The sequence below is a fragment of the Rhodococcus sp. ACPA1 genome, from assembly GCF_002300195.1.
In the GTDB taxonomy this organism is placed as follows: Bacteria; Actinomycetota; Actinomycetes; order Mycobacteriales; family Mycobacteriaceae; genus Rhodococcus_F; species Rhodococcus_F opacus.
Map to the genome: position 1 here is coordinate 129,953 of NZ_NSDX01000003.1, position 23,650 is coordinate 153,602.

Sequence of the window (23,650 nt, forward strand, 5' to 3'; positions counted from 1 at the left end):
CACCTGATGCCGTGCAGAATGATCACCGCCGGATTGCGGGTGTGTAGGTCGATCGGCTCGCCTCGAACGTGGCGATGTCGAACTCGTGTCGAAGAGTCAATCCTATGTCGTCGAGGCCCTCGATCAAACGCCACCGGGTGTAGTCGTCGATGGTGAACGGCACAGTCAGATCATTCGTAGTGATCAGGCGCGCACCAAGATCGACCGTCAGTTCCATACCCGGACTGTGCTCGAGCCTGCTCCACAGCAGTTCGACGTCAGCCTGTTCGACAGTCGCGGCAAGGAGCCCCACCTTTGATGCGTTTCCCTTGAAGATTTCACCGAAGCGGGACGCGATCACGACTCGAAACCCATAGTCCATCAGTGCCCACACCGCATGTTCGCGGGACGATCCGGTTCCGAAGTCGGGACCGGCGACAAGCACGCTACCGCGAGAGAAGGGCTCGACGTTGAGGATGAATCCGGGGTCCGATCGCCAGGTGGCGAATAACGCGTCCTCGAATCCGGTTCGGGTGACTCTCTTCAGATATTCACCGGGGAGAATTTGGTCGGTGTCGACATCGGACGCGCGGAGTGGTGTTCCGACTCCGGTGTGGGTGGTGAAGGCGTGCATCTTGTCTCCTGGACCTATCCGACGCGGATCGGTCGGTGAGTTTCGGCGTGGTTCACGGGGACGAGGTCCGTCGGCGAGGAAAGCGTTCCGCGCACCGCAGTTGCGGCGGCCACGAGCGGTGAGACCAGGTGGGTGCGGGCAGACCTGCCCTGGCGCCCCTCGAAATTTCGGTTGGACGTGGATGCGCTGCGCTGTCCTGGTGAAAGCTGGTCAGGGTTCATGCCGAGACACATCGAACAGCCGGCCGCACGCCATTCCGCGCCCGCCTCGGTGAACACCCGATCGAGGCCTTCCCGTTCGGCCTGGGCTTTGACCGACATTGATCCTGGAACAACGAGCATCCTGACGGAGTCGGCGATACGTCGGCCGGAGAGCACCGACGCGGCGGCACGCAGATCCTCGATCCGGGCGTTGGTGCAGGATCCGATGAAGACGACGTCGATACCGATGTCGCGCAACGGGGTCCCTGGCGATAGACCCATGTAGTCGAGGGCCTTGCGGGCCGAGGTTGCTTCACGCTCGTCCGTGATGGTCGCTGGATCGGGTACGGCAGATTCGAGTGGAAGGCCCTGCGCGGGGTTGGTGCCCCAGGTGACGAACGGCGTCAACGAGGACGCGTCGATGTAGACGACTTGGTCGAATTCGGCGTCGTCGTCGGTGTGTAGCTCCCGCCACGTCTCGACTGCCCGATCCCATTCGTGGCCGCTCGGCGCGTAACGGCGGCCGCGAAGGTATGCGAAAGTGGTGTCATCGGGTGCAACCATCCCCGCTCGACCGCCCGCCTCGATAGTCATGTTGCACATTGTCATCCGCGCTTCCATCGACATCTTCCTCACCGCCTCACCCCGGTATTCGAGGACGTATCCGGCACCGCCGCCGGTACCGATCCGAGCGATGACGGCGAGGATGACGTCTTTGCTGGTCACGCCGGGAGGCAATTCTCCTTCGATCTCGACGGCCATGGTCTTGAAGGGCCGGATCGACAGGGTCTGGGTAGCGAGGACGTGTTCGACCTCCGACGTCCCAATGCCGAAGGCGAGTGCGCCGAAGGCACCGTGCGTGGAGGTGTGTGAGTCGCCACAGACCACGGTAGTTCCCGGATGAGTGAGTCCGAGTTGTGGACCGATGACGTGCACGATGCCCTGCCCCTCGTGTCCCATCGAGAACAGTTTGATGCCGAACTCCTCACAGTTACGGCGCAGCGTGGCAATCTGTGTCGCGGAGATCGGGTCGGCGATCGGAGCAAGGATGTCGACAGTGGGAACGTTGTGATCCTCAGTGGCAATCGTGAGGTCGGGTCGTCGAACCGTGCGACCGGCGAGGCGAAGGCCTTCGAACGCTTGCGGGCTGGTGACCTCGTGCACGAGATGGAGATCGATGTACAGGAGGTCTGGTTCTTGACCGGGCCCCGGGCGAACCACGTGCCGTGACCAGACCTTTTCTGCAAGTGTTCGACCGGAACCACTCGTCGACGTGGGCTGTTTCATTCTCGGTCACCTTTCAGGGATCGCCAGTGAATACCTTCTCCGGAACGCGTCGACAGAGCGATCGGAAGCGAGCGGGGGAGCGCTACCGGGTTAGCGCGGGGTGTCATGCGTCGCTGAGGTCGACGGTGCGGTTGTCGCCGATCCGGTATGCGCAGATGGCGCTGAGTGTGCAGAATGCTGCGAGCATGATCGAGACACCGATCGGTCCGATTCCGCCGGGGGCGACGAAGATCGAGGCGAGCAGTGGGCCGATGCCACCGCCGATGAGGCCGGCGAACTGGTACGCGACGCCGGCGCCGGTGTAGCGGAATTTGGTCGGGAAGAGCTCGGAAAGCAGGGTGGCGGAGGTTCCTGTCGCTGCCGAGTTGAGTATCGCCATTCCGATGATGAAGGTGGCCAGGATGATCAGCGGGGACCCCGACCCGACCATCGGGAACATGACGAACGCGAACACGGCGTAGCCGACCGCGGCGGGGATGAAGATCTGGCGCCGGCCGACCTTGTCGGAGATGAACGAGAAGAACGGGATGGTGAAGATCATGATGACCAGCGAGACGTTGAGCAGGGTCAGCAGGGTCGACCGGTGCAGACCGTAGTGCGTGGCGGCGTACGAGATCAGGAAGGTCGACACGATCGCCTGGGACATGAAGGTGCCCGAGACGGTGCCGATGCCGAGCAGAACCTTGCCGGGTCGTTCACGGAAGACCTCGATGAGCGGGATGGGCGGCTTCTCCGTTGCCTCGGAACTGTGCTGTTCGGATTCGAAGACCGGGCTTTCCTCGACCCGCAGCCGCACGTACAGACCGACGCCGACGACGACGACCGAGAAGAGGAACGGCAACCGCCATCCCCAGGTCAGGAAGGCCTCGTCGTCCAGGTTGTTCAGCAACGCGAACGCCCCGTAGGCCAGCAGCACTCCGGCTCCCGATCCCAAACTTGCCGCTCCGCCGAAGAATCCGCGTGACTTCTTGGGAGCGTGCTCGACGGCCATCAACACCGCGCCGCCCCACTCACCGCCCACGGCGATACCCTGGATGAGGCGGAGGGTGACCAGCAGGATCGGTGCGAGTGCGCCGATCTGCGCCGAGGACGGCAGGCATCCGATCAAGAAGGTGCTCAGCCCCATCAGAATCATCGTCCACAACAGCGTCGACTTGCGGCCCACCCGGTCCCCGAAGTGACCGAAGATGATCCCGCCGAGCGGTCGAGCCGCGTACCCGATCGCGAGAATCGCGAACGAGAGGATCGTCCCGAGCGACTCGGACGTCGACTCGAAGAAGACCTGCCCGAACACCAGGCTCGCCGCCACCCCGAACACGATGAAGTCGTAGAACTCGACCGTCGTGCCGATCAGGCTGGCGAAATACACGCGTCTGAGTTGCCGTCGATTCCCGACGGCGTCCTCAGCCCTCGGGTGGGCCATATCTCGAGTGTCGGTCATGACTGCCTCTCCTTCACCACGAACGCGGTCGACGCGAATCGGATCGCCAGGGGCGAGCTGCAGTGAGCCGCTCGACTCACGCGTGGCATACGTGGCGGGTGCCTGTGAATTGATGGAGATAATACGAACACAGATGAAGTCTCCGCGCAAGGGTGCGACACCAGTTGTCAACACCGACTTCGGGAATTCACATAACAGCAGTTCAAGCCGCCATGTGTACTGGCATGTCGAGCTCGACTGCGATCGGCAGCCTCGGGGTGGAGAAGCGAATCATCAGTAGTCAAACAAAAATGTGGTTTACGGGCGATCACCGGTGGTACTGTCCGCACCTACATCGCCGAGCTGCTGAATGTCCTGGCAGGCACCGGGAGTCCGGTCGCGGCCGCTACGTCTTCGCAACACGTGCGCAATAACCGTTCCGCGTCCGGAAGTGCGCCGTACTCGAGTGCTGAAACCAACTACCCTTACTCATGGTTGCGGACTCCGGGTTCTCTTCGCTCACGGGATGCCAGCGATCCGTGCGGTCGCGAGGAGTCGGCCTCGGGCAGGTCGTCGGTCCGGACAAGGGCAGCTGCCTTGGGGCGGTAACCAGTTCCTTTGCAGGCAGGGCGGTCCGGTGGCATCGGCGGTCATTGGGACCGCCGTCGGCGTACCGACTCGGCTTACTGGATTGATATACGGAAAGGGCGGCGCGATGACGGCAGTGGAGATGGGGATTCCGTCTGTGCGGTCGGCCTCACTCGAAGGGCGCCCGGACGTCGCGCACCTCGTTGATCGTTTCGCCAGGGTGGCCAGGGACCTACGGGTGTCGATCACGGAGAAGTGCTCGCTGCGGTGCACGTACTGTATGCCCGAGGCGGGCCTGCCCGCGATCCCGGCGGAGCGGTTGCTCACCGCAGGTGAGATCGTCCGGTTGGTCGAGATCGCCGTGCATCGACTCGGGGTGCGTGAGGTGCGGTTCACCGGTGGTGAGCCGCTCATGCGCGCGGACCTCGAGCACATTATCGGCGGGTGCGCAGAGAAGGTGCCGGGCATTCCGCTGGCGATGACGACGAACGCGGTCGGGCTCGAGCACCGGGTGCGCAGGCTCGCCGACGCCGGCCTGACCCGGATCAACGTCTCCCTCGACACCATCGACCGTGACCACTTCGCGTCGTTGACCCGGCGGGATCGGCTGCCCTCGGTGCTCGCCGGGATCCGCGCCGCCGTCGCAGTCGGGCTCGCCCCGGTGAAGGTCAACGCGGTCCTCATGCCGGAGACGCTGAGCGGAGCGCCGGATCTGTTGCAGTGGTGCCTCGACGAGGGCGTCGCGCTGCGCTTCATCGAGGAGATGCCGCTCGACGCCGACCACGAATGGGCGCGGGGGAGCATGGTGCCGGCCGAGTGTCTGTTGTCGGTGCTTGGTGCGCGCTTCGATCTCGATGAGATCGGGCGGGACGACCCGTCCGCCCCGGCGGTCCAGTGGCGGGTGGACGGAGGCGCCGCGACGGTGGGGATCATCGCGTCGGTCACGCGGTCGTTCTGCGCCGACTGTGATCGCACTCGGCTCACCGCCGAGGGGACCGTTCGGTCGTGCCTGTTCAGCGACTCCGAGATCGATCTACGCGGTGCGTTGCGGTCCGGCGCGGACGACGAGGAGTTGGCGCACTTGTGGCGTGGGGCTATGTGGAACAAGTCGGCGGGGCACGGCATCGACGCCGCTGGGTTCGTTCCGCCCCTGCGGAGTATGGGAGCGATCGGTGGCTGACACGGATTCTGCGGCAACGGAATCGGGTTCCGTCCGGCACGTTGCGGAGGTCGAACTCCGGATCAGGATTCTTCGGCTTCCAGGACTGCGGTAGGAGGCCGTCGATCGGGTCGGCGGCGGGCTAGGTGTCGCTACCTTCATCGGGCCGCAGTGAGATTGGTATTTCCACCACACCCTGGCGGATCCCGGGTCCTCGGTGGGTGGATTGATAGATACTGAGACACCGGAGTGTCTGGCGACACCAGCGATGTTCGCGGTCACCCGCCCGTCTTGATTGAATTCGGATATTGAATCGAAAAGCGGAGTACTACTGCAGATTACATTCGATCGGCTCGTCGGGACCCCCGGGTAGGGTGCACACCGTGTGCTCGCGGGGTCCTGCGCCGACAGCGATCGACGGTCGGTGGATCGGGCCCGAGAGTAATCGGAGTTCTCCACCGGTACTTCCACGAATGGTCTTCATCATTTCGGCGAGAATCGACACTGCGGTTTCCTCGGGTGTCTGCGCGCCCAAGTCGAGCCCGATCGGCGAATGTAGGCGTGCAAGGTCGGCGGTGGAGAGTCCACGCTCCCGCAATGCCTTGACGCGGCGCTCATGGGTAGGCCGACTTCCCATCGCACCGATGTACGCGGCGTGCGAGCGGAGGGCACGCTCGAGGAGAGGGAGATCGAACTTCTCATCGTGGGTGAGCACTGCGATTACGGTCCGCCGGTCAATGGGCGCAGATTCGAGGAATTTGTGCGGCCACATCACCACGATGTCGTCAGCATCCGGGAATCTGGCTGGGGTTGCGAACACCGGTCGGGCATCGATGACAGTTACGTGATAACCCGCGAATGCTCCGAGCCTACAGAGGGCGGCGGCGAAGTCGATGGCTCCGAAAATATACATTCGAGGCAGAGGTACGAAGACCTCCACCATAAGTGTGCGGGTCGAATTCGCCCTTCCCGGCACCTCGACTACGTATACAGCGGAGTCTCCCGAATCCAGGCCGCGCTTTACATCTGCAACGTCGTCACGAGCGATGGATAGATCGCCGAACTGCTCATGACGAGATAGCACGCAGTGGCGGGTGGGATATTCGGCGCTTGTGTCGGTGACAACCGCCACCGGGTTTCCCTCACGGATTCGATCTGCGAGTTCGACGAATTGCGGAAAACTCGTACGATCGACGCGCTGGACAAAGACCTCGATGGTTCCACCGCAGGTCAGGCCGACACCGAACGCGTCATCGTCGGTGACACGAAATACGTCTGTCCGACTGCGTCCGTCGGCGAGCACCTCTAGGGCTGTCTCGTACAGGGCGCCCTCCACACAGCCGCCAGAAACACTGCCGATCACTTCGCCCGATTGCGATACCGCCATGGCCGCGCCGGGCGCGCGGGGTGACGACTTCCAAGTGCGCACTATGGTGGCGAGCGCGAACGGCACGTCGCGGTCGTACCAGGCTGTCAGCCCGGCCAAGATGTCGCGCATCGTTTGTTCTCCTCGGGTGTCTGTTGGCTGAGTACTGCCTGGCTGCGGCACGCCTCGTCGAGCACCTTGCGGTACATGATGCCTCGATCGAGCCATACTCGTCCAATGACGGACGAAATTTGACGTCTTCCGGATATTTGCCAATGCCTCGCATCATCTGCCGAGAGGCATTCGATGCCAACTACCAGGCATCTCCGACTTTCTGGGGCTTGTGTTAACAACTGGTGTCGCACCCTTGCGCGGAGACTTCATCTGTGTTCGTATTATCTCCATCAATTCACAGGCACCCGCCACGTATGCCACGCGTGAGTCGAGCGGCTCACTGCAGCTCGCCCCTGGCGATCCGATTCGCGTCGACCGCGTTCGTGGTGAAGGAGAGGCAGTCATGACCGACACTCGAGATATGGCCCACCCGAGGGCTGAGGACGCCGTCGGGAATCGACGGCAACTCAGACGCGTGTATTTCGCCAGCCTGATCGGCACGACGGTCGAGTTCTACGACTTCATCGTGTTCGGGGTGGCGGCGAGCCTGGTGTTCGGGCAGGTCTTCTTCGAGTCGACGTCCGAGTCGCTCGGGACGATCCTCTCGTTCGCGATTCTCGCGATCGGGTACGCGGCTCGACCGCTCGGCGGGATCATCTTCGGTCACTTCGGGGACCGGGTGGGCCGCAAGTCGACGCTGTTGTGGACGATGATTCTGATGGGGCTGAGCACCTTCTTGATCGGATGCCTGCCGTCCTCGGCGCAGATCGGCGCACTCGCACCGATCCTGCTGGTCACCCTCCGCCTCATCCAGGGTATCGCCGTGGGCGGTGAGTGGGGCGGCGCGGTGTTGATGGCCGTCGAGCACGCTCCCAAGAAGTCACGCGGATTCTTCGGCGGAGCGGCAAGTTTGGGATCGGGAGCCGGAGTGCTGCTGGCCTACGGGGCGTTCGCGTTGCTGAACAACCTGGACGACGAGGCCTTCCTGACCTGGGGATGGCGGTTGCCGTTCCTCTTCTCGGTCGTCGTCGTCGGCGTCGGTCTGTACGTGCGGCTGCGGGTCGAGGAAAGCCCGGTCTTCGAATCCGAACAGCACAGTTCCGAGGCAACGGAGAAGCCGCCCATCCCGCTCATCGAGGTCTTCCGTGAACGACCCGGCAAGGTTCTGCTCGGCATCGGCACCGTCTCGGGCACCTTCATGTCCCAGGCGATCGTGTCGACCTTCCTGATCTCGTACGCCGCCACGCACTACGGTCTGCACCGGTCGACCCTGCTGACCCTGCTCAACGTCTCGCTGGTCATCATGATCTTCACCATCCCGTTCTTCTCGTTCATCTCCGACAAGGTCGGCCGGCGCCAGATCTTCATCCCCGCCGCGGTCGGCTACGCCGTGTTCGCGTTCGTCATGTTCCCGATGGTCGGGTCGGGGTCCCCGCTGATCATCCTGGCCACCTTCATCATCGGAATGGCGATACTCAACTCGGCAGCGACAGGAACCTCCGCCACCCTGCTTTCCGAGCTCTTCCCGACCAAATTCCGCTACACCGGCGCCGGCGTCGCGTACCAGTTCGCCGGCCTCATCGGCGGTGGCATCGGCCCACTGCTCGCCTCGATCTTCGTCGCCCCCGGCGGAATCGGACCGATCGGTGTCTCGATCATGCTCGCAGCATTCTGCACACTCAGCGCCATCTGCGCATACCGGATCGGCGACAACCGCACCGTCGACCTCAGCGACGCATGACACAAACCACCCCGGCAGCCGGCCGACGTGCACATTCACTGTGCTGCTGAAGTCAGAATTGATCAGAAGACAAACGATTGCAACAGAAGAGGGATAGATCATGACTCGCATGATGAATTTGATCGGATACCTGAAGACTGGCCCGACTGCGTTGCACTCGGGTGGATGGCGGCACCCCGAGGCGACTTTGGACGACATTTTCGATCCGGTCCGTTACGAACACATGGCCCAGACATTAGAGGCAGCGAAGTTCGACGGCGCATTCTTCGCCGACCTTTTCGGTGTGGCCGACACCTACAAGGGACTCGAGATGTTTATTCGCTCGGGCGGACAGAACAGCTATCTCGATCCTCTGACGGTTCTTCCGATCATGGCGCGAGTTACGACGCGGCTTGGTCTGGGCGTGACAATCTCGACCAGCTTCCACAACGCATTCCATATCGCGCGCTCCCTAGCCTCGATCGACATGTTGAGCAAGGGGCGTGTGGCTTGGAATGTCGTAACATCCACCAGCGAACTCGAGGCAGCCAACGCCGGGCTCGACGGATTGCCTCCGCATGGTGAGCGCTACGACCGGGCGGACGAGGTACTGGAGGCATGTAGCGCTCTGTGGAACACGTGGGACGACGATCCGTTCATTTTCGACAAGCGTCGCGGAGTTTTCGGAGATACAGACAAGGTTCACTACGCCGATTATCAAGGCAAGTGGGTGAAGTCGCGCGGTCCGCTCCCGACACCACGCAGCCCTCAAGGACATCCGGTCATTATGCAGGCAGGTAGTTCTGATCGGGGACGGGAGTTCGCGGCTCGATGGGCGGAAGTCGTCTTCACTCGACCAGGCGGTCGAGCGGAGATGGTTGCCTTCTACGAAGATATGAAACGCCAGGTCGTGGAGGCCGGTCGAGATCCAATCTCATGCAAGATCCTTCCCGGAGTGACACCGATCCTGGGTGAGACCGACTCGATCGCTCGCGAACGTGCCGATTACCTGGATAGTCTGCAGCACAGCGAGTATGACCTGGCGTATGCGTCGCTATCGGTCGGTGCCGACCTGAGCAAGCATCAGACCCTCGAAGAAGTCAGCAACGTTCGAGGAAACCAGGGCACCCGGGGCAGGACTGACGAGCTCAACCAGTTCGCAGAGAAGAGTGGGGTCACACTGGCGGAGGCAGCTGCAAAGCGCTCGCGCGGAGGTTCATTGGTCGGTACGCCAGAAAGCGTCGCCGATGAACTCCAGGACCTGTTCGAATCGGGCGCGTGCGACGGGTTCGTTATCATGCCGACAACCTTCCCCGGCTCGCATGAACAGTTCTGCCGCTCGGTCGTGCCCGAGCTTCAACGCCGCGGAGTGTTCCGCAAGGAGTACAGTGCGTCCACTCTCCGCGGGAACCTTCTCAGCTGATTCGCCCCGCTGGCGGTGGTGAAAGTTGGTTCGCTTTCACCACCCACCACCAACATCGGGTGGCTCCGGTGACCCCCACGCCCCGTGCCCACAGCACGCGCGTGACCACGACCTCCTCCTCCATCAGGTGCGCCCCTTCCCTTGGGGGCGCAACTACACCGACGGTGGACCCGACTCGGAAACGTGAGGTACATATACATGGAAACGACCGTGATGACAGGCGACGCTATCCGGAAATCCTCCGGGAGGGAGCACGCATGATCGCGCAGTCGGCCCTGGACGGGCCAACCCTTCGAGAGGCGTTCGGCCAATACCCGAGTGGAGTGGTTGCGGTGTGTGCGGAGATCGGTGGTGAACGGATCGGTATGGCGGCGAGTAGCTTTGTCTCGGTGTCGCTGGACCCTCCGCTAGTTGCTGTCTGCCCGCAGAACACCTCGGCGACGTGGCCACGACTACAAGAATCGCCGCGCATTGGAATCAGCATTCTCGGGGAGACACACGATGGGGCGGTGCGATCACTGTCAGCGAAGATCGGAGACCGATTCGAGGGGTTGACCACTCAGACACATGAGGGCGGCGCCGTCTTCATCGAGGGAGCCAGTGTGTGGTTGAACACCTCGGTCGAGCAGGAACTTCCAGCAGGCGACCATACGATCATCGTGCTGCGCATCAACGATCTGAGTCTTCAGCCCAACGTCGCACCGATCGTGTTTCACCGCAGTGGTCTTCACCGGATCCAACAGGAATCAGCATGAGAGTCGATGCGGCGCTGGCCTCACTACGGGAGGGACGACCGGTGTTCACTGTTGATTCGACCGGTGCCGGCGCCGTAGTCCTGGCCGCACACGGGGTAGACATGAAGTGGGTTGCATGGACTGTGCGGCACACCTCTGGCCTGCTCTGCGCGCCGATGTCAGAAGCTCGAGCCGACGAGCTCGACCTTCCTCCGATGGTGCCGCGCAACCAAGTTACCCTCGACGACCAATACACCGTGAGCGTGGACGCCCGGCACGGAGTAACCACCGGGATCAGTGCCGTGGATCGCGCCCGCACGTTCCGCACGTTGGCGGCTCCCTGCACAAGCCCCGCCGACTTGGTTCGGCCGGGCCACGTGCTACCGCTATGCACCCACTCGGGCGGCGTGTTCGAACGCCTCACGCATCCGGAAGCTGCCGTCGATCTGTGCACACTAGCCGGACTGCCCCAGGTCGCCGTACTGGCCACGCTCGTAGCCGACCAGGGTCACGTGCTGCCGCGGGCCGGAATCGAAGACCTCGCAGCCAAACACACCCTCCCTGTTCTGGACATCGCCGAGCTGCTCACGTATCCCCGGGCGGAGTATGCCCATCGAGGGGCCCGTGGTGCAGCGAGATTGGAGAACCGCGCCGTCCCCGCACACCTCTTCCCGTAATGCCCCCCTTGCACGAGATGTCTTGTTCGACTTTGCCGGCCGCACGTGTACCGCCTCCAGCTCGGGGGCCGCCACTCCGAAAGGCGATGCAGCGGCATTTTCAATCGGTATCAGGAAGCCGAGCCAGCGGCTCCAAGGCGCTGTGAGGCCAGTTGGCTTGATCGATATCCAAGAATACTTCGTACAGCGTGACGGGATCATTCCGTGATTCGTTTTCCTCGGTGCTGTGCACACCAGTGATGACTCCGCCGAATACGACACAAGTCCCTGGCCGCGCGAATGTGACAATGCGACAGAATAGTGATGGAGAAACGCATGACCATTGACCTCGTCACGGCGAGAAGAATCATCGAGGCGGCTCGAACATGTGCCAGCGACAAAGGGTTCGAGCCGCTCACAATTGTTGTCCTCGACGCAGGGGGGCACGTGCTGGCAGCTGAACGCGAGGACGGGGCTTCGAACAAGAGATTTGACATCGCGTTCGGCAAGGCCCACGGAGCACTTGCACTCGGGATCGGCTCCCGTTCGCTCATGGGCAGGGCAGAGCAGCAGCCATACTTTATTGCCGCGGCAACCGCCGCAATCGGTGGTTCGCTGGTGCCTGTCCCTGGCGGCGTTCTCGTACGTGAGACCGAGGGGTCCCTAGTGGGTGCCGTCGGAGTTTCCGGGGACACCTCCGACAACGACGAGGCCGTCGCAGTAGCAGGCATTGAGGCCGCAGGTCTGGTCCCCCAACCTTGATCGGTCGCCATCCGACGCCTGTCAGTGGCGAACCAGCGAGCATCCGATTCCTGCCAACACGGCCGGCGGTAGGACGCGTCTGCCCCGCGCGGCACTGGTGGCGGCGGACATACAATGACGATCCTTCACTGTTGCCACACGCCTGATCTGCGGCGGCAGTTCGACTATTTGACTACCTGGACATTCGGAGGTGCAAGTTGGACCAGATCACCACTGACGACGACGTTGTGGTATCGATGTCGGAGCGCTTCGTTGGGCAAGTCCCGCATCAGGTCTACGTACAGCACTGGCGTCCGTCTCCGGGAGCCAAGGTGTCAAGGGGCCCGCTCGTCATGGTCCATGGCGGCTTCCACACCGGGACCGCGTGGACGACGACTCCCGATGGTCGCGCGGGCTGGGCACTCAGGTTCGCTGCGTTTGGGTGGGACGTCTTCGTAGTCGACTGGCCGGGAACCGGGCGCTCGAGCGGCCTCACACTGGACAACGTCGCAGTTTCCGCCAACGACGTTGTCGACGGCCTCATCGCACTTTTGGAACAGACAGGCCCGGTCGTGTTGGTCGGGCACAGCATCGGCGCCGCATTGTCTCTGAAAGTGGCCGAGCGTCACCCAGGCAAGATTCGTGCCATCGCAGCGCTTGCCCCGGCCTCCGTGGAGAGCCCTGTCGCAGGTGACGACGCTCGGCGAAAGTGCTCAGACTTGCTCGGTGAATGTGCCCACCTGTGAGCGGTGATTACTGTAGCGGTTGGCGGGGTGTGGTGGTGGCTTTGCGGAGGTTTTCGGAGCGGGCGTGATGATCCCGAAGGCGGTAGGAGTCCCCGTCCAGGTTGAGCACCACGGACCGGTGCAGGAGCCGGTCGAGCATGGCCGCGGCGACGGTGGTGTCACCGAGGACCTGACCCCACTCGCCGACACTGCGGTTTGTCGTCATGATGATCGAGGTCTTCAAATACCGTTGCGTGACAACCTGAAACAGCGCCGACGCCGCCTCGCCGGGCAACGGGAGATAGCCCAGTTCATCGACGACCAGCAGGGTGGGGCCGGCGAAGAACCGCATCGTCGTCGCCCACCGGCCCTCGATCGCGGCCCGGTGGCAGCGGGCGGCGAGGTCCGCGGCGGTGGTGAAGTAGGTGCGGTAGCCGGCGTGCACCGCGGCCCGCGCCAGCCCGACCGCGAGGTGTGTCTTGCCGACCCCCGGCGGGCCGATGAGCAGGAGGTTCGTCGCGGTTTCGAGGTAGCGGCAGGTCCCGAGCTCGGCGATCAGCTTCCGGTCGAGGCCCGCGGCGGCGTCGAAGTCGAAGTCCTCGAGCGACGCTGGTGTCGGCAGGCACGCAAACCGCAATCGTCCGGCGAGTCGGCGGGCCTCGGTAGCGTCGACCTCGATCGAGAGCAACTCCTCCAGGGTGGCGGTCATCGACAGGTTGGTTTGTTGCGCGCGGTCGAGGACCGCGGGCAGGGCTTCGGCGGCGTCGTGGAGTTTGAGTACCGCCAGATGGCCGCGCAGGCGTTGGTAGAGGCTGGCCGCCTCGGCGGTGTTCGGCGCCGGCACCGCATCGGGGATCGGGGTGGTGGTCATGCGAGGGTGTTCCTTCCGCGGGCGGCCCGCTCGTAGGTGGACAGGTCGATGACCGTCGAGGCCGTTGCAGCCGAGGGTTCGACCGCACTCGATGTTGTGGTGGTGGTGCGGCGCAACACGTCCGCGGCCTCGATCGCGGCGGGTCCGGGTGGGATCCGTTCTTTCCGGCGGTGCGGGCGCCCGGCGGACCCGGCGGCGGCCATGGCCACTTGCTCGAGCGCGTAGACATGGCCGTGGTCGCGGACGATCACCCCGGCGCCGTCCGGGGCGAGGCGGTGGCGGGCGATGGTGATCTGCGCGGTGGTGACGATGTCGATCACCTCCGATCCGAGGACTTGGGTGACGGTGACCTGCGCCGACGCCAGCTCCGGGGGCACCGAGTACCGGTTGCCGCGGTAGGACACCAGCGCCTGCCGCGATGCGGTCCGGGGTTCGGTGAGGATCGCCGGATACGGCGTGGCCGGCAGCACGGTCAACGGTTCGGCGGCCGCCACCGTCGCCACCGATGCCTTGCCATTGGCGGTGGCCCGCATCCGGGTGTCGCCCCGCAGCCGGCAGAATTCGTCCACGCGTTGTTGGGCCTGTTCGACGGTGACGTCGTCCGGAAGGGTGCGCCACCATCGTTGCGCGGCAGTATGATTGGCCTTCTCGACCACACCTTTGCGGTTCCCGGATTTGGGTGGGCAGATCGCCACCGAGACGCCGTAGTGCTTCGCGACGCCGGCGAAGCTCGCGGTCACCCGGCCCGACTCGGGATGGCAGACGGTGGCCATCCGATCGAACCGCCACACCCTCGTCACGCCGTCGAGCTTGCGGCTGACCCGGTCGAGGCCGTCGACGAGGTGCGGTTGGGTCATCGCCGGTGCCAGGATCCCGCGCCAGCGCCCCGAATGCGCCAGGGAGCCGACCAGCAGGTGCGCCATCCCGCCCCAGCCCCAGGAGGCGGGTGGATTCGGCAGATCGACCCAGTCCCACTGAGTTTCCTCGCCGGGCGGATGGTCGATCATCGCGTTCGCCCGGTCGGTGGCGTTCGCGCAGGCCTCGCACACCGGGCGGAGTTTGCGGTCGCGGATCTGTCGGGTCAGCGTCGGATACGACAACCGGTAGCCGAGATCCTCGAGCTCGTCGCACAGGGTGCGGGCCCACAGGTGCGGGTCCTCCCGCAGCCGGCAGGTGACGTACTCGACGAACGGTTCGAAGGGGTCCTCACGTGCGGGTTTGCGGATACCGGGGGTGGTGACACCGTTGATGTAGTTGCGGATGGTGCGGCGGTTGCGGCCGGTGTGGCGGGCGATCGCCGAGATCGTCCAACCCTGTTTGTGCAGTGCGTGTACTTCCACGTCTTCCTCCCATGTCAGCATGAGATTGCGGGTCTCCTTCGAATCGCTGGTGTGTGGTCAGAGACCACCAGCATCGAGGGAGACCCGCCCTCATCGGCGGAGCCACACGGGTGAGCACTTTCGGTAAGCAGAACTGAGCATTTTCAGCGAGCGCCGTCAGCAGGCTGGGATCCAGCTCCCCTGGACCAATGTGTGGTCTTCACGGATGAGATGGTTCGTTCGCTGTTCGCCAACAGCGAGTGCTTTCCACAGCAGGCGATTGGCAACTATCGATCATCACTCGTGCCGTTGACCCCCCGAATCTTCAACGCATCCCTCGGGCTGAATATGGATCTGAAAACAGATCCCGCTGTCGCGCCAGGTTGGGGGAGTCAGATCCCCGTGCTCCTACTTGTCGCGGACCAAGATCAGCTCATACCAGAGGCGAGGGCGGAGGAGACGTCGACAGCGTTAGGGGTACCGATTACCCGACTTGCCACGGACTGGGGACTGTCGGGCCATGGGCACAACTTCATCATCGAGATGGGGTCTGAGGAAATCGCACAGCGTGTCGATGCGTGGCTGAGTTCTGTCTGCTAATTGTGCAGTCGGTGGGGTTGTGATCGTTGAGGCGAGGAGTACTCCGCCGAGGTTGGTGATGGCGTACTTGTCGTAGCGGGTTGAGCACCGCGCCGGTGTTCGAGTCGGTTCAAACCACGCTCGACGGTGTTGCGGGGACGGCAGAGCGCGGTATCGGACCGGCGGTCGCCCACCTCGGGAGCCCTTCTCGGGCCGTGGTTCGGTCCGACTCCGTTTCGTTCAGGGGTTCCGCAACTAGGCAACGGGCAACGAGGACAAGCACGGTCCGTCGGATATATATCCACCCCCTGGGTCGGAAGGTCTGCCTTCAGAAAGAAGACCTAGGCCGAATAGATGACTGTGGCCTTGCCCGCGGAGTTCCTTGGCGTGCGACGACTGCGCAACCCTGGTTTCGCAATCCGGGTGGACGGGCTGTCTCGCGGCAGCGCGCCGGCTCGGCGACCTTGCTGAAGCGGTCATGTTCGCCCTCTGCCTCCTCCACTGCGACGCATCTGGCGTGGGGGTGCTCGTACGGTGCTAGCGAGTAAGAAAGGCGGTCACGTAACTGGCGAATTCCGTGCTTCGTTCTTGCTGTAGCCAGTGGCCCGTTTCCGGAAACACGAGCAATTCGGACCGCCGAAGCGCAGACAAGTAGTGAAATGCGTCGTCGGTCGGACAGAACCTGTCGTCACGCCCCCAAAGGACGAGTGTCATCTTGTCGATGGTGCCGATCCACTGAGCTGGGGTTCGGCGCTCGTAATCCTCAACCCAGCCGCCGCTGGCAAGGCGTTGGCTTGCCGCCTCGATCCCGGGCCTCAGCGTGCCTTCGTACCGCGAGGCGACAGCCGTGTCGAGGTGGGGAACCGTGCTCACGTCGGCCACCAGCCGGGTGAGCAAGTGCCGCATCTTGTTTGGCGACGGGTGGGGGTAATAGTCGTGAAGAAGCGCTGCCCCCTCTGAAGGAGGCGCAAGAAATTGCGGGCAGAATCCGCGAACGAATGGAGCTATGAGGACGATGCGGTCTACGAGATCCGGATACTCGAGCGCCATTCGCAGCGCGACGCCCCCGCCCAGCGAGTTTCCCGACACGTAAACCCGCCCGATATCGAGATGGCTGAGCAGTTCGGCCATGGCCTTCGCGGAGATGGCGTTATAAGGGAGTCCGCTGTCCTCGACGAGATGAGACTGTCCGAAACCGGGTTGGTCCGGAACGATTACTCTGAACCTGGCCCGCAGAACCTCGATGCAGGCAGCAAAGCTGTCCCATCCCGTTTCCCCTGGAGCTCCTCCGTGAAGGAGCAGGAGGGTGGGCCCCGACCCGAGGTCTCGGTACGAGATGTGAGCCTCAGAGGTCCGATAGGAATGGGCCGCGGGGATCTCAGGCACGAGTGCGTTCTCCTTTGTCACGTGGACTACGGTCTCCTTGCCTCGCATGCGCCTGTTCTGCCGGTTCGGTTGTTATCCCGTCGCCGACCAAACTAGGAGTCACTTCGATTGTCACGCGAGGCACCTCCGGCTCGCCGGTAATACGAACACAGACTATCTCCCTGGCGCAAGAGCTGCGGGCGGACAAACCCGTCGCCAAGTCGTTCGAAGCGGGGACTAGGTGTTCGGGTGCCAGGCCGGGGCTGGTCGCCCGCTCAGCTGCCGGCACCCGGCGCGCCGGCCCTCGTGGGATGGCGGCGGACGTGACGGAGACCGAACCTGCACCTGGCCGTGCGGTGGCACCTCAGGCCGATTGATCGCGGTGTCGCCGTCGCTGGGCTTCTCGAAATAGATTGCGCAAAAACATATCTTGGACACCCACCGAGGTCTGAACACGGCGCCTGCAGTTCATGGACGGAAGGGCGGCCGAGAGGATTCGTCGGCTTGCTACTGGCTCCGCCGGGGCGTGCCCTGGGCGGCCACGCAGTAAGTTGGGCACCGCCGAGACTTCGCGATTCACGCCCGGAGTGATCGGGTTGTGGGGGCTTCTTCGCGTGTTTCAAACAGGAAAAATTCTCCACGGATTTGTTTGAACCCTTGCCACCGTGGATCGTCTGTGTTCGTATTATTGTCGTAGAGGGTGGCGACAACCCGAGCGCTGGCTCGGCACCGGCTCCTCGGATGGGTTGTCAGGCAGCGGGAATCGCCTTCTTACTGCTGACAGGGGCGTTCGGGCGAGCGCTTCGCAAACGGCGAAATGCACTTGCGGTTCAAGTACGCCGACCGATCGTTTCAACAGGCCAGTTCAGCATTCGTGAGCCGGCGACAACCGGCCAGGCCGCGCAACCTCGTCTGCGCACACGCAGTACGGGGGTCGGGCCCCGCACATCGGCGTGCAGGTCGTCTGAAGCTTCGTTGTATTCCAATTCGAAAGGAAATCCGTGAAGCACATCACCAAGTCAGTCACTACGGTTGTCGGGGCATTGAGCCTCGTCGCTCTGGCATCATGCGCGGGCGGCGGTTCTGACAGCCAAAGTTCGGCGGGAGCAGACACCAACGGGTCCTCCATTGCCCTCCCGGAGAGCGTCGAGGCCAAGGGCGCGCTCGATGTCGCCGTGTACGTGCCTTACCCGCCGTACACCACGGTTGGCACCGATGGGGAGCCGGGAGGTCTGGAGCCTGACCTGTTGAGGGCTGTCGCACAGAAGTTGGGGGTCACCCCGAAGTTTCATTCGATGAAGTTCGAAGCCATGATTCCCTCTGTTGTGAGCGGACGAAACGACGTCATGATCGGCGTCATGGCCGACACGGAGGAACGCCGAGAGGTGGTCAGCTTCACTGACCTGTACACCGCAGGTTTCAAAGTCGTGACGGCCGCGGGAAACCCAGCATCTATCGATGCAACCAACCTGTGTGGGGCGACGCTCGGCGAAGCACCGGTGAGCGTTCAGCACGACATTGTCAGCCGGCTGTCCGAGGACTGCATCGCTGCTGGCAAACCGGCGATTGAGATCTTGGATCTGGTCAACCCCGCGGACAACCTGGTCACGATTACCAACGGGCGGACCGACGCCACGCTTATCGACGTCATCATGGCGGCGGAACTCGTCAAGACGAATGACGACTTCGAAGCCCTCGACGAGGTCATCGAGGGCCCGGATGTGTACACCGGTTGGCTGTACAAGAAGGACAATCACGTCATGATCAACGCTGTGTGCGAGGCGGTTTCGGCGCTGATCGAGGATGGGACCTGGGCGGACATCATGGGGCGGTACGGAGCGGGCGATGTGGCTCTGACCCCGATTCGCATCAACACCGAGACGGCGGACTGCTGACCATGATCAACAAATTGGATGCGCCCTCGCCCTCCGCAAAAGAGGGGGTGGCAGACGTGCCATCGCCCGGCGATGCGACTCTTCCTATCGTCAAGCTAGGTCACCCGTACCGGTGGATGGCGGCTGTGGTCATCCTGTTGCTGGCGGCTTGGTCTGTGCGGATCCTCGTGGTAACGCCGACGTTCGAGTGGGACGTAGTCTGGGACTACCTCTTCGACACGGACGTCCTCCTCGGTGTTCTCCGGACGCTTCAGATGACTGTTATCTGCATGGTAGTGGGAGTAATTCTCGGGACCGTCATCGCTATCATGCGTCTATCGCCGAATCCGATCTTGAAGGGCGTTGCTTCGTTCTACCAGTGGTTCTTTCGGGGAACGCCCACCCTCATCCAACTAATCTTCTGGTTCAATCTCTCCAGCGTCTTCCCATCCATCGAAATCGAGATGTTCGGGTTCACCTTCGTGAGTTGGAATACCAATGAACTCATGACGCCGTTCCTGGCGGCGGTGCTTGGACTCAGCCTGAATTTTGCGGCCTATCACTCGGAAATCGTCAGGGCGGGCATTCTTTCGGTCGACGAAGGGCAGTCCGATGCGGCCGACGCGTACGGGTTGAGTCGCGCTCAGACGCTGCGCTTCATCGTGCTGCCGCAAGCGATGCGAGTGATTATTCCCCCGACGGCGAACGAGACCATCGGGATGTTGAAGTGGACGTCACTCGCGAGCATCGTTTCGTACACGGAGCTTCTTACCACAGTAGGCAACATTTACAACACGACCTACCAAGTAATTCCGCTGCTGATCGTCGCCGCTCTCTGGTATCTGTTCATGACCACAATTCTCAGCATCGGCCAGATCTTCATCGAGAAGCGGTTTGCTCGCGGGACGACCCGGAGTGCCAAGAAGTCTGCCATTGGGGACATCCTCGGCAGTATGCGGAGAGGAGTGCGCGCATGAATCCCATGATTTCTGCCCGATCGATCAGTAAGCACTACGGTCATCAACAGGTTCTGAAGGATGTGTCACTGGACGTTTCCAAGGGTGAGGTCTGCTGCTTGATCGGACCCTCCGGGGCCGGGAAGAGCACGTTGCTGCGCTGCGTCAATCACCTCGAGCACCTCGATGGCGGACGTCTCATGGTGGACGGTGAGACCGTTGGCTACCGCGAGCGAGGGGGCAAGCTGCGGGAGATGAAGGGGCGGGACGTGGCGAAGCAGCGTGCCAAGATCGGCATGGTGTTTCAGCACTTCAACCTATATCCGCACTTGACGGCGGAGCAAAACGTAAGTCTCGCACCCCTCACGGTCCACGGTAAGGAAAAGGGGGCGGCGCGGGCGAGGAGCGTCGAGTTGCTCGAGCGCGTCGGCCTGGGCTCGAAGACTGGCAAGTACCCGCGGCAGCTTTCCGGTGGCGAGCAGCAGCGAGTCGCGATCGCCCGCGCCTTGGCGATCGACCCGAAGTTGATCCTGTTCGATGAGCCTACGAGTGCGTTGGACCCGGAACTCGTGGGTGAGGTGTTGTCGGTCATTCGCGACGTCGCGGATGAGGGAATGACCTTGCTGGTCGTTACGCATGAGATTGCATTTGCTCGCGAGGTAGCCAACCGCGTGGTTTTCATGGATGGAGGAACGATTGTGGAGCAAGGCAGCCCAGAAGAGGTCACCCTGCGCCCCCGCGCCGAGCGAACCAAGGCCTTCTTGGAGCGCGTCCTATAGGCGTAATGAGTTGCACCGCCCCGCCCGCCACGCGGTCATGTAGTCAGGCGGCATCTTTACCCCGACTGGAGGAATCCCTTGTCAAATACCGATGTGCACATGAATCTAGTCTTGTTCTTCAATCCTGGAGGCAGGCTCCCATCGAGTTGGCGTCGGCCGGAAAGCCGCGTCGAAGATCTCTACAAGCTCGACTTCGCGATCGAGGTGGCGCAGCGAGCCGAGCGCGCCGGGTTCGACGCGCTCTTCTTGGCGGACGTCTTCTACGAGGCCCACCTCGGTAGGGACCCCTTCTCCACGGGCGTCGAGCCGTTGACGCTGATGAGCGCGCTCTGTCCAGTCACCACGCAAATCGGCCTGATCGGCACGGTGTCGACGTCGTTTGTGAATCCCTACAACCTGGCCCGCTACCTGGCCAGCATCGACCACATGAGCAAGGGCCGGGTCGGCTGGAATGTGGTGACGTCGTCCGCGGGTGGCGAGGTGTTCGGTGTCGAGCTGCCGCCGCGCGCGGAACGATACTTGCGCGCCGATGAGTTCGTGCGAGTAGCCGAAGAACTCTGGGACGCCTGGGACGACGATGCGGTCGTGAACGATCGTGACTCCCGAGTCTGGGCCCGACGCGATGGTATTCACCCGGTCAACTTTCAGGGTGAGTACTTCAGCGTGCAAGGCCAGCTCAAGATGCCGCGATCACCCCAGGGCAGGCCGGTCATTGTGCAGGCGGGGCAGTCCAGCGACGGGATGGACTTCGCGGCACGCCATGCCGAGGTCGTCTTCACGGCTCAGACCGATATCGAAGAGGCGCAACAGTTCTACTCGGATGTCAAAGGCCGTGCGGCGGCCCTCGGACGCGATCCGTCGACGATCAAGATCCTTCCGGGCATAGCGCCGATCATCGGTGAAAGCTTCGCTGCGGCGCAGCAGATCGCTGCGGAGCTGGCAACGCTTGTGGACATGGAGGTCGGCCGAAAGGCAATGGAGATCACCCTGCAAGGGGCAGACCTTACCGGTCTCCCGTTGGACGCACCGATCCCGCCGGACCGCCTTGCGGATCCCGAGGTAGCAGGCTCGGCCGGAGGGCTCGGAGCGAGTCGGTACAAGAACTTCTACGCCATGGCGGTACGCGACAAGATGACGCTGAGGGACCTCATCTTCGAGAGTGAGCGAGGACTGGGTCACAGCACGGTGACCGACTCCGTGGCTCGGGTAGCAGACAGATTCGAGGAATGGTTCACCACGGGGGCCTGTGATGGCTTCGCCATCACCCCCGTTTACATGCCGGACGGGCTCGACGTCATCTGCGACAGCCTTCTTCCTGAACTGCAGCGGCGAGGGCTGCATTCCTCGGAGTACACCGGGTCCACGCTGCGCGATAATCTTGGCCTCGCGAGGCCCGAAGTCCTCAGGGGGTCCGAAGACGACCCAGCACACCGTCGGCTCGCCTGATGGCGCAGCCAGCTCGTCTGCTGGCGACAGAGGGGCTGGCCTGCCATTACTACAAGGATGTATCTCGTCCGTGTTCCCGATGAGCACATGAGCGATATCGCCGGCATCCGCGCCCAACATGGTTGACGGCAACCCCTTCGCCCAGCGTTGGCGTAGGGGCTCGGTCAAGCGGATCTCGAGGCGGTGTCGTCCAGGCGCGAGCAGACGAGGGCGGAGACGACGTTGCCGCCAACGTAGGCGGCCCGGAGCTGATCGAGCGAATGCGACACCGTGGTGCTGCGGACGGCACCGAGTCGGGACCGTTCCACGGCAAGCGGCTCGGAGGCGGTCGACATGCCCAGCGCCCACGGCGCCGACTCGACCGGTGTCAGTCCACACCGTTGGGAGTGGTCCGATAGCCGGCCGATGGCACTGTCGAGCGCGGTGATCTGCGCGGAGTCCGCGTGGGGATCAGGACCGCCTCGGTGATGACGGTCAGAGTCTCACCAATAGCCCGTCCGTGCGAACCGGGACCGAGCCGTGCCGGCGAACCCTTTCGCTCCCCACTTGTACGCGACGTACCGGTCATTCGAGCGCACCGAAAAACGCGATGACGTCCTCGGCGAGCGCCTGCGGCTGTTCCAGCGCGGCGAAATGTCCGCCCTTCGTCATGCGGGTCCAGCGACGGATGTCGCCGAAGGATTGTTCCGCGAGCGAGCGCGGCGGCGTGAGGTTTTCGCGCGGGAATTCCGCGTATCCCATCGGAGCCTCGACGATCTCGCCCTCCGGCACCGGCCACGGGCTGTGCATGCGCGCGTAATACGGCCAGAACGACGAGCCGATCGCACCCGTGAACCAGTAGAGCGAAATGTTGGCGAGCATCTCGTCGCGCGTGACGGCGTCTTCGGGGCTGCCGTTGTTGTCGGTCCACGCGCGGAATTTCTCCACGATCCAGGCCGCGAGGCCGGCCGGCGAGTCGGTCAGGCCGAACGCAAGCGTCTGCGGTCGCGTTCCCTGCATCCACTGATAGCCCGTCTCCTCTTTGACGAAATTGTCGAGCTGATCGAGATACCTTCTCTCTTCGGGATTCGGATTCGGTGGCATTTTCAGATCGCGCCGCAACGGAAGCATATTGAGATGGATGCCGGACGTGCGGGCCGCGAAACGATGGCCCAGTACCGAGGTGATGAAACTGCCCCAGTCGCCGCCCTGCGCGCCGAATCTTCCGTAGCCTAGCGTCGTCATCAGCTCGGCGAAGACTTCGGCGATCTCGACGAGGCCGAAGCGTTGCTGGCCCGGCGTGAACGACAGCGTATAACCGGGGAGCGAGGGCGCGACGACGGTGAAGTGCTCGGTGAGCAGCGGGATCAACTTGTGAAACTCGAACACCGAACCCGGCCAGCCGTGTGACAGCAGCAGCGGCATCGCGCCCGGCTTCTTGCTCGGTGCGTGGATGAAATGCACCTCGATGCCGCGGACCGGCAGTGTGAACTGTGGAAACGAATTGAGCTTCGTTTCCCACGCGCGCCAGTCGAAGTCATTCTGCCAGTAGTCGGTGAGCGATTTCAGATATGCGACGCTCGTCCCCGTGGACCATGGCGCAAGCGGCGGCTCGTCAGGAAAGCGCGTGCGTGCGAGCCGTTCGCGCAGGTCCGCGATCTCGGCGTCGGGGATCCGCAGGGTGAAGGGCTTGGGGGTGCTCATCGCTGAATCCTAGCCCGAACAATTCGTGAGGC

Annotated in this window: 20 protein-coding genes; 11 read left to right on the forward strand and 9 right to left on the reverse strand. The window is 63.1% G+C overall.

All coding sequences use genetic code 11. From position 1 onward, the window contains the following. Positions 1–22: 22 nt before the first annotated feature. The 3 genes from leuD to CJ177_RS11170 form a co-directional block, all read right to left on the reverse strand. Positions 23–613 (reverse strand): 3-isopropylmalate dehydratase small subunit, encoded by a 591-nt coding sequence (gene leuD, locus CJ177_RS11160; protein WP_005250326.1) that lies wholly within the window; start codon positions 611–613, stop codon positions 23–25. Positions 614–627: 14 nt separating this feature from the next. Then, positions 628–2,100 carry a 3-isopropylmalate dehydratase large subunit gene (leuC, locus tag CJ177_RS11165; protein ID WP_095867750.1) on the reverse strand — a complete coding sequence of 491 codons (1,473 nt, stop codon included), beginning with the start codon at positions 2,098–2,100 and terminating at the stop codon, positions 628–630. A gap of 103 nt (positions 2,101–2,203) precedes the next feature. After that, the gene (locus tag CJ177_RS11170) at positions 2,204–3,541 is read right to left on the reverse strand and encodes an MFS transporter (protein ID WP_005250331.1); all 1,338 of its coding nucleotides are present in this window, start codon (positions 3,539–3,541) and stop codon (positions 2,204–2,206) included. A 694-nt stretch (positions 3,542–4,235) separates the two neighbouring features. Here CJ177_RS11170 and moaA point away from each other — a divergent pair. Next, entirely contained in the window at positions 4,236–5,288 is a 1,053-nt protein-coding gene (gene moaA / locus CJ177_RS11180) for a GTP 3',8-cyclase MoaA (RefSeq protein WP_095867751.1), read from the forward strand. A 307-nt stretch (positions 5,289–5,595) separates the two neighbouring features. On the opposite strand, the gene CJ177_RS11185 is transcribed toward moaA, so the two are convergent. Beyond that, positions 5,596–6,765 (reverse strand): XdhC family protein, encoded by a 1,170-nt coding sequence (locus CJ177_RS11185; RefSeq protein ID WP_095867752.1) that lies wholly within the window; start codon positions 6,763–6,765, stop codon positions 5,596–5,598. Between the two features lie 385 nt (positions 6,766–7,150). Here CJ177_RS11185 and CJ177_RS11190 point away from each other — a divergent pair, with 385 nt between their 5' ends. The 6 genes from CJ177_RS11190 to CJ177_RS49365 all read left to right on the forward strand — a co-directional run bounded on the left by CJ177_RS11190 (position 7,151) and on the right by CJ177_RS49365 (position 12,767). Next, entirely contained in the window at positions 7,151–8,488 is a 1,338-nt protein-coding gene (locus CJ177_RS11190) for an MFS transporter (protein ID WP_005250331.1), read from the forward strand. Positions 8,489–8,588: 100 nt separating this feature from the next. Then, complete coding sequence (locus tag CJ177_RS11195; protein WP_005250332.1) at positions 8,589–9,890, forward strand: LLM class flavin-dependent oxidoreductase; 1,302 nt, start codon at positions 8,589–8,591, stop codon at positions 9,888–9,890. A gap of 257 nt (positions 9,891–10,147) precedes the next feature. Then, complete coding sequence (locus CJ177_RS11200) at positions 10,148–10,645, forward strand: flavin reductase family protein (RefSeq protein ID WP_005250333.1); 498 nt, start codon at positions 10,148–10,150, stop codon at positions 10,643–10,645. Next, complete coding sequence (locus CJ177_RS11205; protein ID WP_095867753.1) at positions 10,642–11,301, forward strand: 3,4-dihydroxy-2-butanone-4-phosphate synthase; 660 nt, start codon at positions 10,642–10,644, stop codon at positions 11,299–11,301. The genes CJ177_RS11200 and CJ177_RS11205 overlap by 4 nt, the downstream gene beginning before the upstream one ends. Positions 11,302–11,616: 315 nt before the next feature. After that, positions 11,617–12,042: a heme-binding protein gene (locus CJ177_RS11210; RefSeq protein ID WP_061045662.1), complete on the forward strand. Its 426-nt coding sequence runs from the start codon at positions 11,617–11,619 to the stop codon at positions 12,040–12,042. 236 nt (positions 12,043–12,278) lie between these two features. After that, the gene (locus CJ177_RS49365) at positions 12,279–12,767 is read left to right on the forward strand and encodes an alpha/beta fold hydrolase (protein WP_095868202.1); all 489 of its coding nucleotides are present in this window, start codon (positions 12,279–12,281) and stop codon (positions 12,765–12,767) included. 7 nt (positions 12,768–12,774) lie between these two features. On the opposite strand, the gene istB is transcribed toward CJ177_RS49365, so the two are convergent. The 3 genes from istB to CJ177_RS11235 form a co-directional block, all read right to left on the reverse strand. Further along, positions 12,775–13,617 carry an IS21-like element helper ATPase IstB gene (gene istB / locus CJ177_RS11220; RefSeq protein ID WP_005245523.1) on the reverse strand — a complete coding sequence of 281 codons (843 nt, stop codon included), beginning with the start codon at positions 13,615–13,617 and terminating at the stop codon, positions 12,775–12,777. After that, on the reverse strand, positions 13,614–14,978 hold the full coding sequence (locus CJ177_RS11225; RefSeq protein WP_005245521.1) for a DDE-type integrase/transposase/recombinase: 1,365 nt from the start codon (positions 14,976–14,978) through the stop codon (positions 13,614–13,616). Before CJ177_RS11225 ends, istB begins: the two co-directional genes overlap by 4 nt. Positions 14,979–16,052: 1,074 nt before the next feature. Then, on the reverse strand, positions 16,053–16,949 hold the full coding sequence (locus CJ177_RS11235; RefSeq protein WP_095867755.1) for an alpha/beta fold hydrolase: 897 nt from the start codon (positions 16,947–16,949) through the stop codon (positions 16,053–16,055). Between the two features lie 932 nt (positions 16,950–17,881). On the opposite strand from CJ177_RS11235, the gene CJ177_RS11240 reads away from it, so the two are divergent. The 4 genes from CJ177_RS11240 to CJ177_RS11255 all read left to right on the forward strand — a co-directional run bounded on the left by CJ177_RS11240 (position 17,882) and on the right by CJ177_RS11255 (position 21,935). Beyond that, positions 17,882–18,775, forward strand: coding sequence for a transporter substrate-binding domain-containing protein (locus tag CJ177_RS11240; protein ID WP_095867756.1), 894 nt, complete (start codon positions 17,882–17,884; stop codon positions 18,773–18,775). Between the two features lie 2 nt (positions 18,776–18,777). Beyond that, positions 18,778–19,731 carry an amino acid ABC transporter permease gene (locus CJ177_RS11245; protein WP_095867757.1) on the forward strand — a complete coding sequence of 318 codons (954 nt, stop codon included), beginning with the start codon at positions 18,778–18,780 and terminating at the stop codon, positions 19,729–19,731. Between the two features lie 5 nt (positions 19,732–19,736). Continuing rightward, positions 19,737–20,489 (forward strand): amino acid ABC transporter ATP-binding protein, encoded by a 753-nt coding sequence (locus tag CJ177_RS11250; protein ID WP_179443239.1) that lies wholly within the window; start codon positions 19,737–19,739, stop codon positions 20,487–20,489. A 111-nt stretch (positions 20,490–20,600) separates the two neighbouring features. Then, positions 20,601–21,935: an NtaA/DmoA family FMN-dependent monooxygenase gene (locus CJ177_RS11255; protein ID WP_179443202.1), complete on the forward strand. Its 1,335-nt coding sequence runs from the start codon at positions 20,601–20,603 to the stop codon at positions 21,933–21,935. 164 nt (positions 21,936–22,099) lie between these two features. Here the strand turns inward: CJ177_RS11255 and CJ177_RS48280 are convergent, their stop codons facing one another. Together CJ177_RS48280 and CJ177_RS11265 are read right to left on the reverse strand one after the other, a co-directional pair. Next, a complete protein-coding gene (locus tag CJ177_RS48280; RefSeq protein ID WP_005250348.1) occupies positions 22,100–22,270 on the reverse strand; it encodes a hypothetical protein in 171 nt (56 codons plus the stop codon). A gap of 229 nt (positions 22,271–22,499) precedes the next feature. Continuing rightward, a complete protein-coding gene (locus tag CJ177_RS11265; protein WP_005250351.1) occupies positions 22,500–23,618 on the reverse strand; it encodes an alpha/beta fold hydrolase in 1,119 nt (372 codons plus the stop codon). Between the last annotated feature and the right edge of the window lie 32 nt (positions 23,619–23,650).

Bases quoted from the DNA above. Each gene is read 5' to 3' on its own strand.
- leuD (WP_005250326.1), bottom strand. From the start codon at position 613: ATGCACGCCTTCACCACCCACACCGGAGTCGGAACACCACTCCGCGCG.
- leuC (WP_095867750.1), bottom strand. From the start codon at position 2,100: ATGAAACAGCCCACGTCGACGAGTGGTTCCGGTCGAACACTTGCAGAA.
- CJ177_RS11170 (WP_005250331.1), bottom strand. From the start codon at position 3,541: ATGACCGACACTCGAGATATGGCCCACCCGAGGGCTGAGGACGCCGTC.
- moaA (WP_095867751.1), top strand. From the start codon at position 4,236: ATGACGGCAGTGGAGATGGGGATTCCGTCTGTGCGGTCGGCCTCACTC.
- CJ177_RS11185 (WP_095867752.1), bottom strand. From the start codon at position 6,765: ATGCGCGACATCTTGGCCGGGCTGACAGCCTGGTACGACCGCGACGTG.
- CJ177_RS11190 (WP_005250331.1), top strand. From the start codon at position 7,151: ATGACCGACACTCGAGATATGGCCCACCCGAGGGCTGAGGACGCCGTC.
- CJ177_RS11195 (WP_005250332.1), top strand. From the start codon at position 8,589: ATGACTCGCATGATGAATTTGATCGGATACCTGAAGACTGGCCCGACT.
- CJ177_RS11200 (WP_005250333.1), top strand. From the start codon at position 10,148: ATGATCGCGCAGTCGGCCCTGGACGGGCCAACCCTTCGAGAGGCGTTC.
- CJ177_RS11205 (WP_095867753.1), top strand. From the start codon at position 10,642: ATGAGAGTCGATGCGGCGCTGGCCTCACTACGGGAGGGACGACCGGTG.
- CJ177_RS11210 (WP_061045662.1), top strand. From the start codon at position 11,617: ATGACCATTGACCTCGTCACGGCGAGAAGAATCATCGAGGCGGCTCGA.
- CJ177_RS49365 (WP_095868202.1), top strand. From the start codon at position 12,279: ATGTCGGAGCGCTTCGTTGGGCAAGTCCCGCATCAGGTCTACGTACAG.
- istB (WP_005245523.1), bottom strand. From the start codon at position 13,617: ATGACCACCACCCCGATCCCCGATGCGGTGCCGGCGCCGAACACCGCC.
- CJ177_RS11225 (WP_005245521.1), bottom strand. From the start codon at position 14,978: ATGCTGACATGGGAGGAAGACGTGGAAGTACACGCACTGCACAAACAG.
- CJ177_RS11235 (WP_095867755.1), bottom strand. From the start codon at position 16,949: ATGCGAGGCAAGGAGACCGTAGTCCACGTGACAAAGGAGAACGCACTC.
- CJ177_RS11245 (WP_095867757.1), top strand. From the start codon at position 18,778: ATGATCAACAAATTGGATGCGCCCTCGCCCTCCGCAAAAGAGGGGGTG.
- CJ177_RS11250 (WP_179443239.1), top strand. From the start codon at position 19,737: ATGATTTCTGCCCGATCGATCAGTAAGCACTACGGTCATCAACAGGTT.
- CJ177_RS48280 (WP_005250348.1), bottom strand. From the start codon at position 22,270: ATGTCGACCGCCTCCGAGCCGCTTGCCGTGGAACGGTCCCGACTCGGT.
- CJ177_RS11265 (WP_005250351.1), bottom strand. From the start codon at position 23,618: ATGAGCACCCCCAAGCCCTTCACCCTGCGGATCCCCGACGCCGAGATC.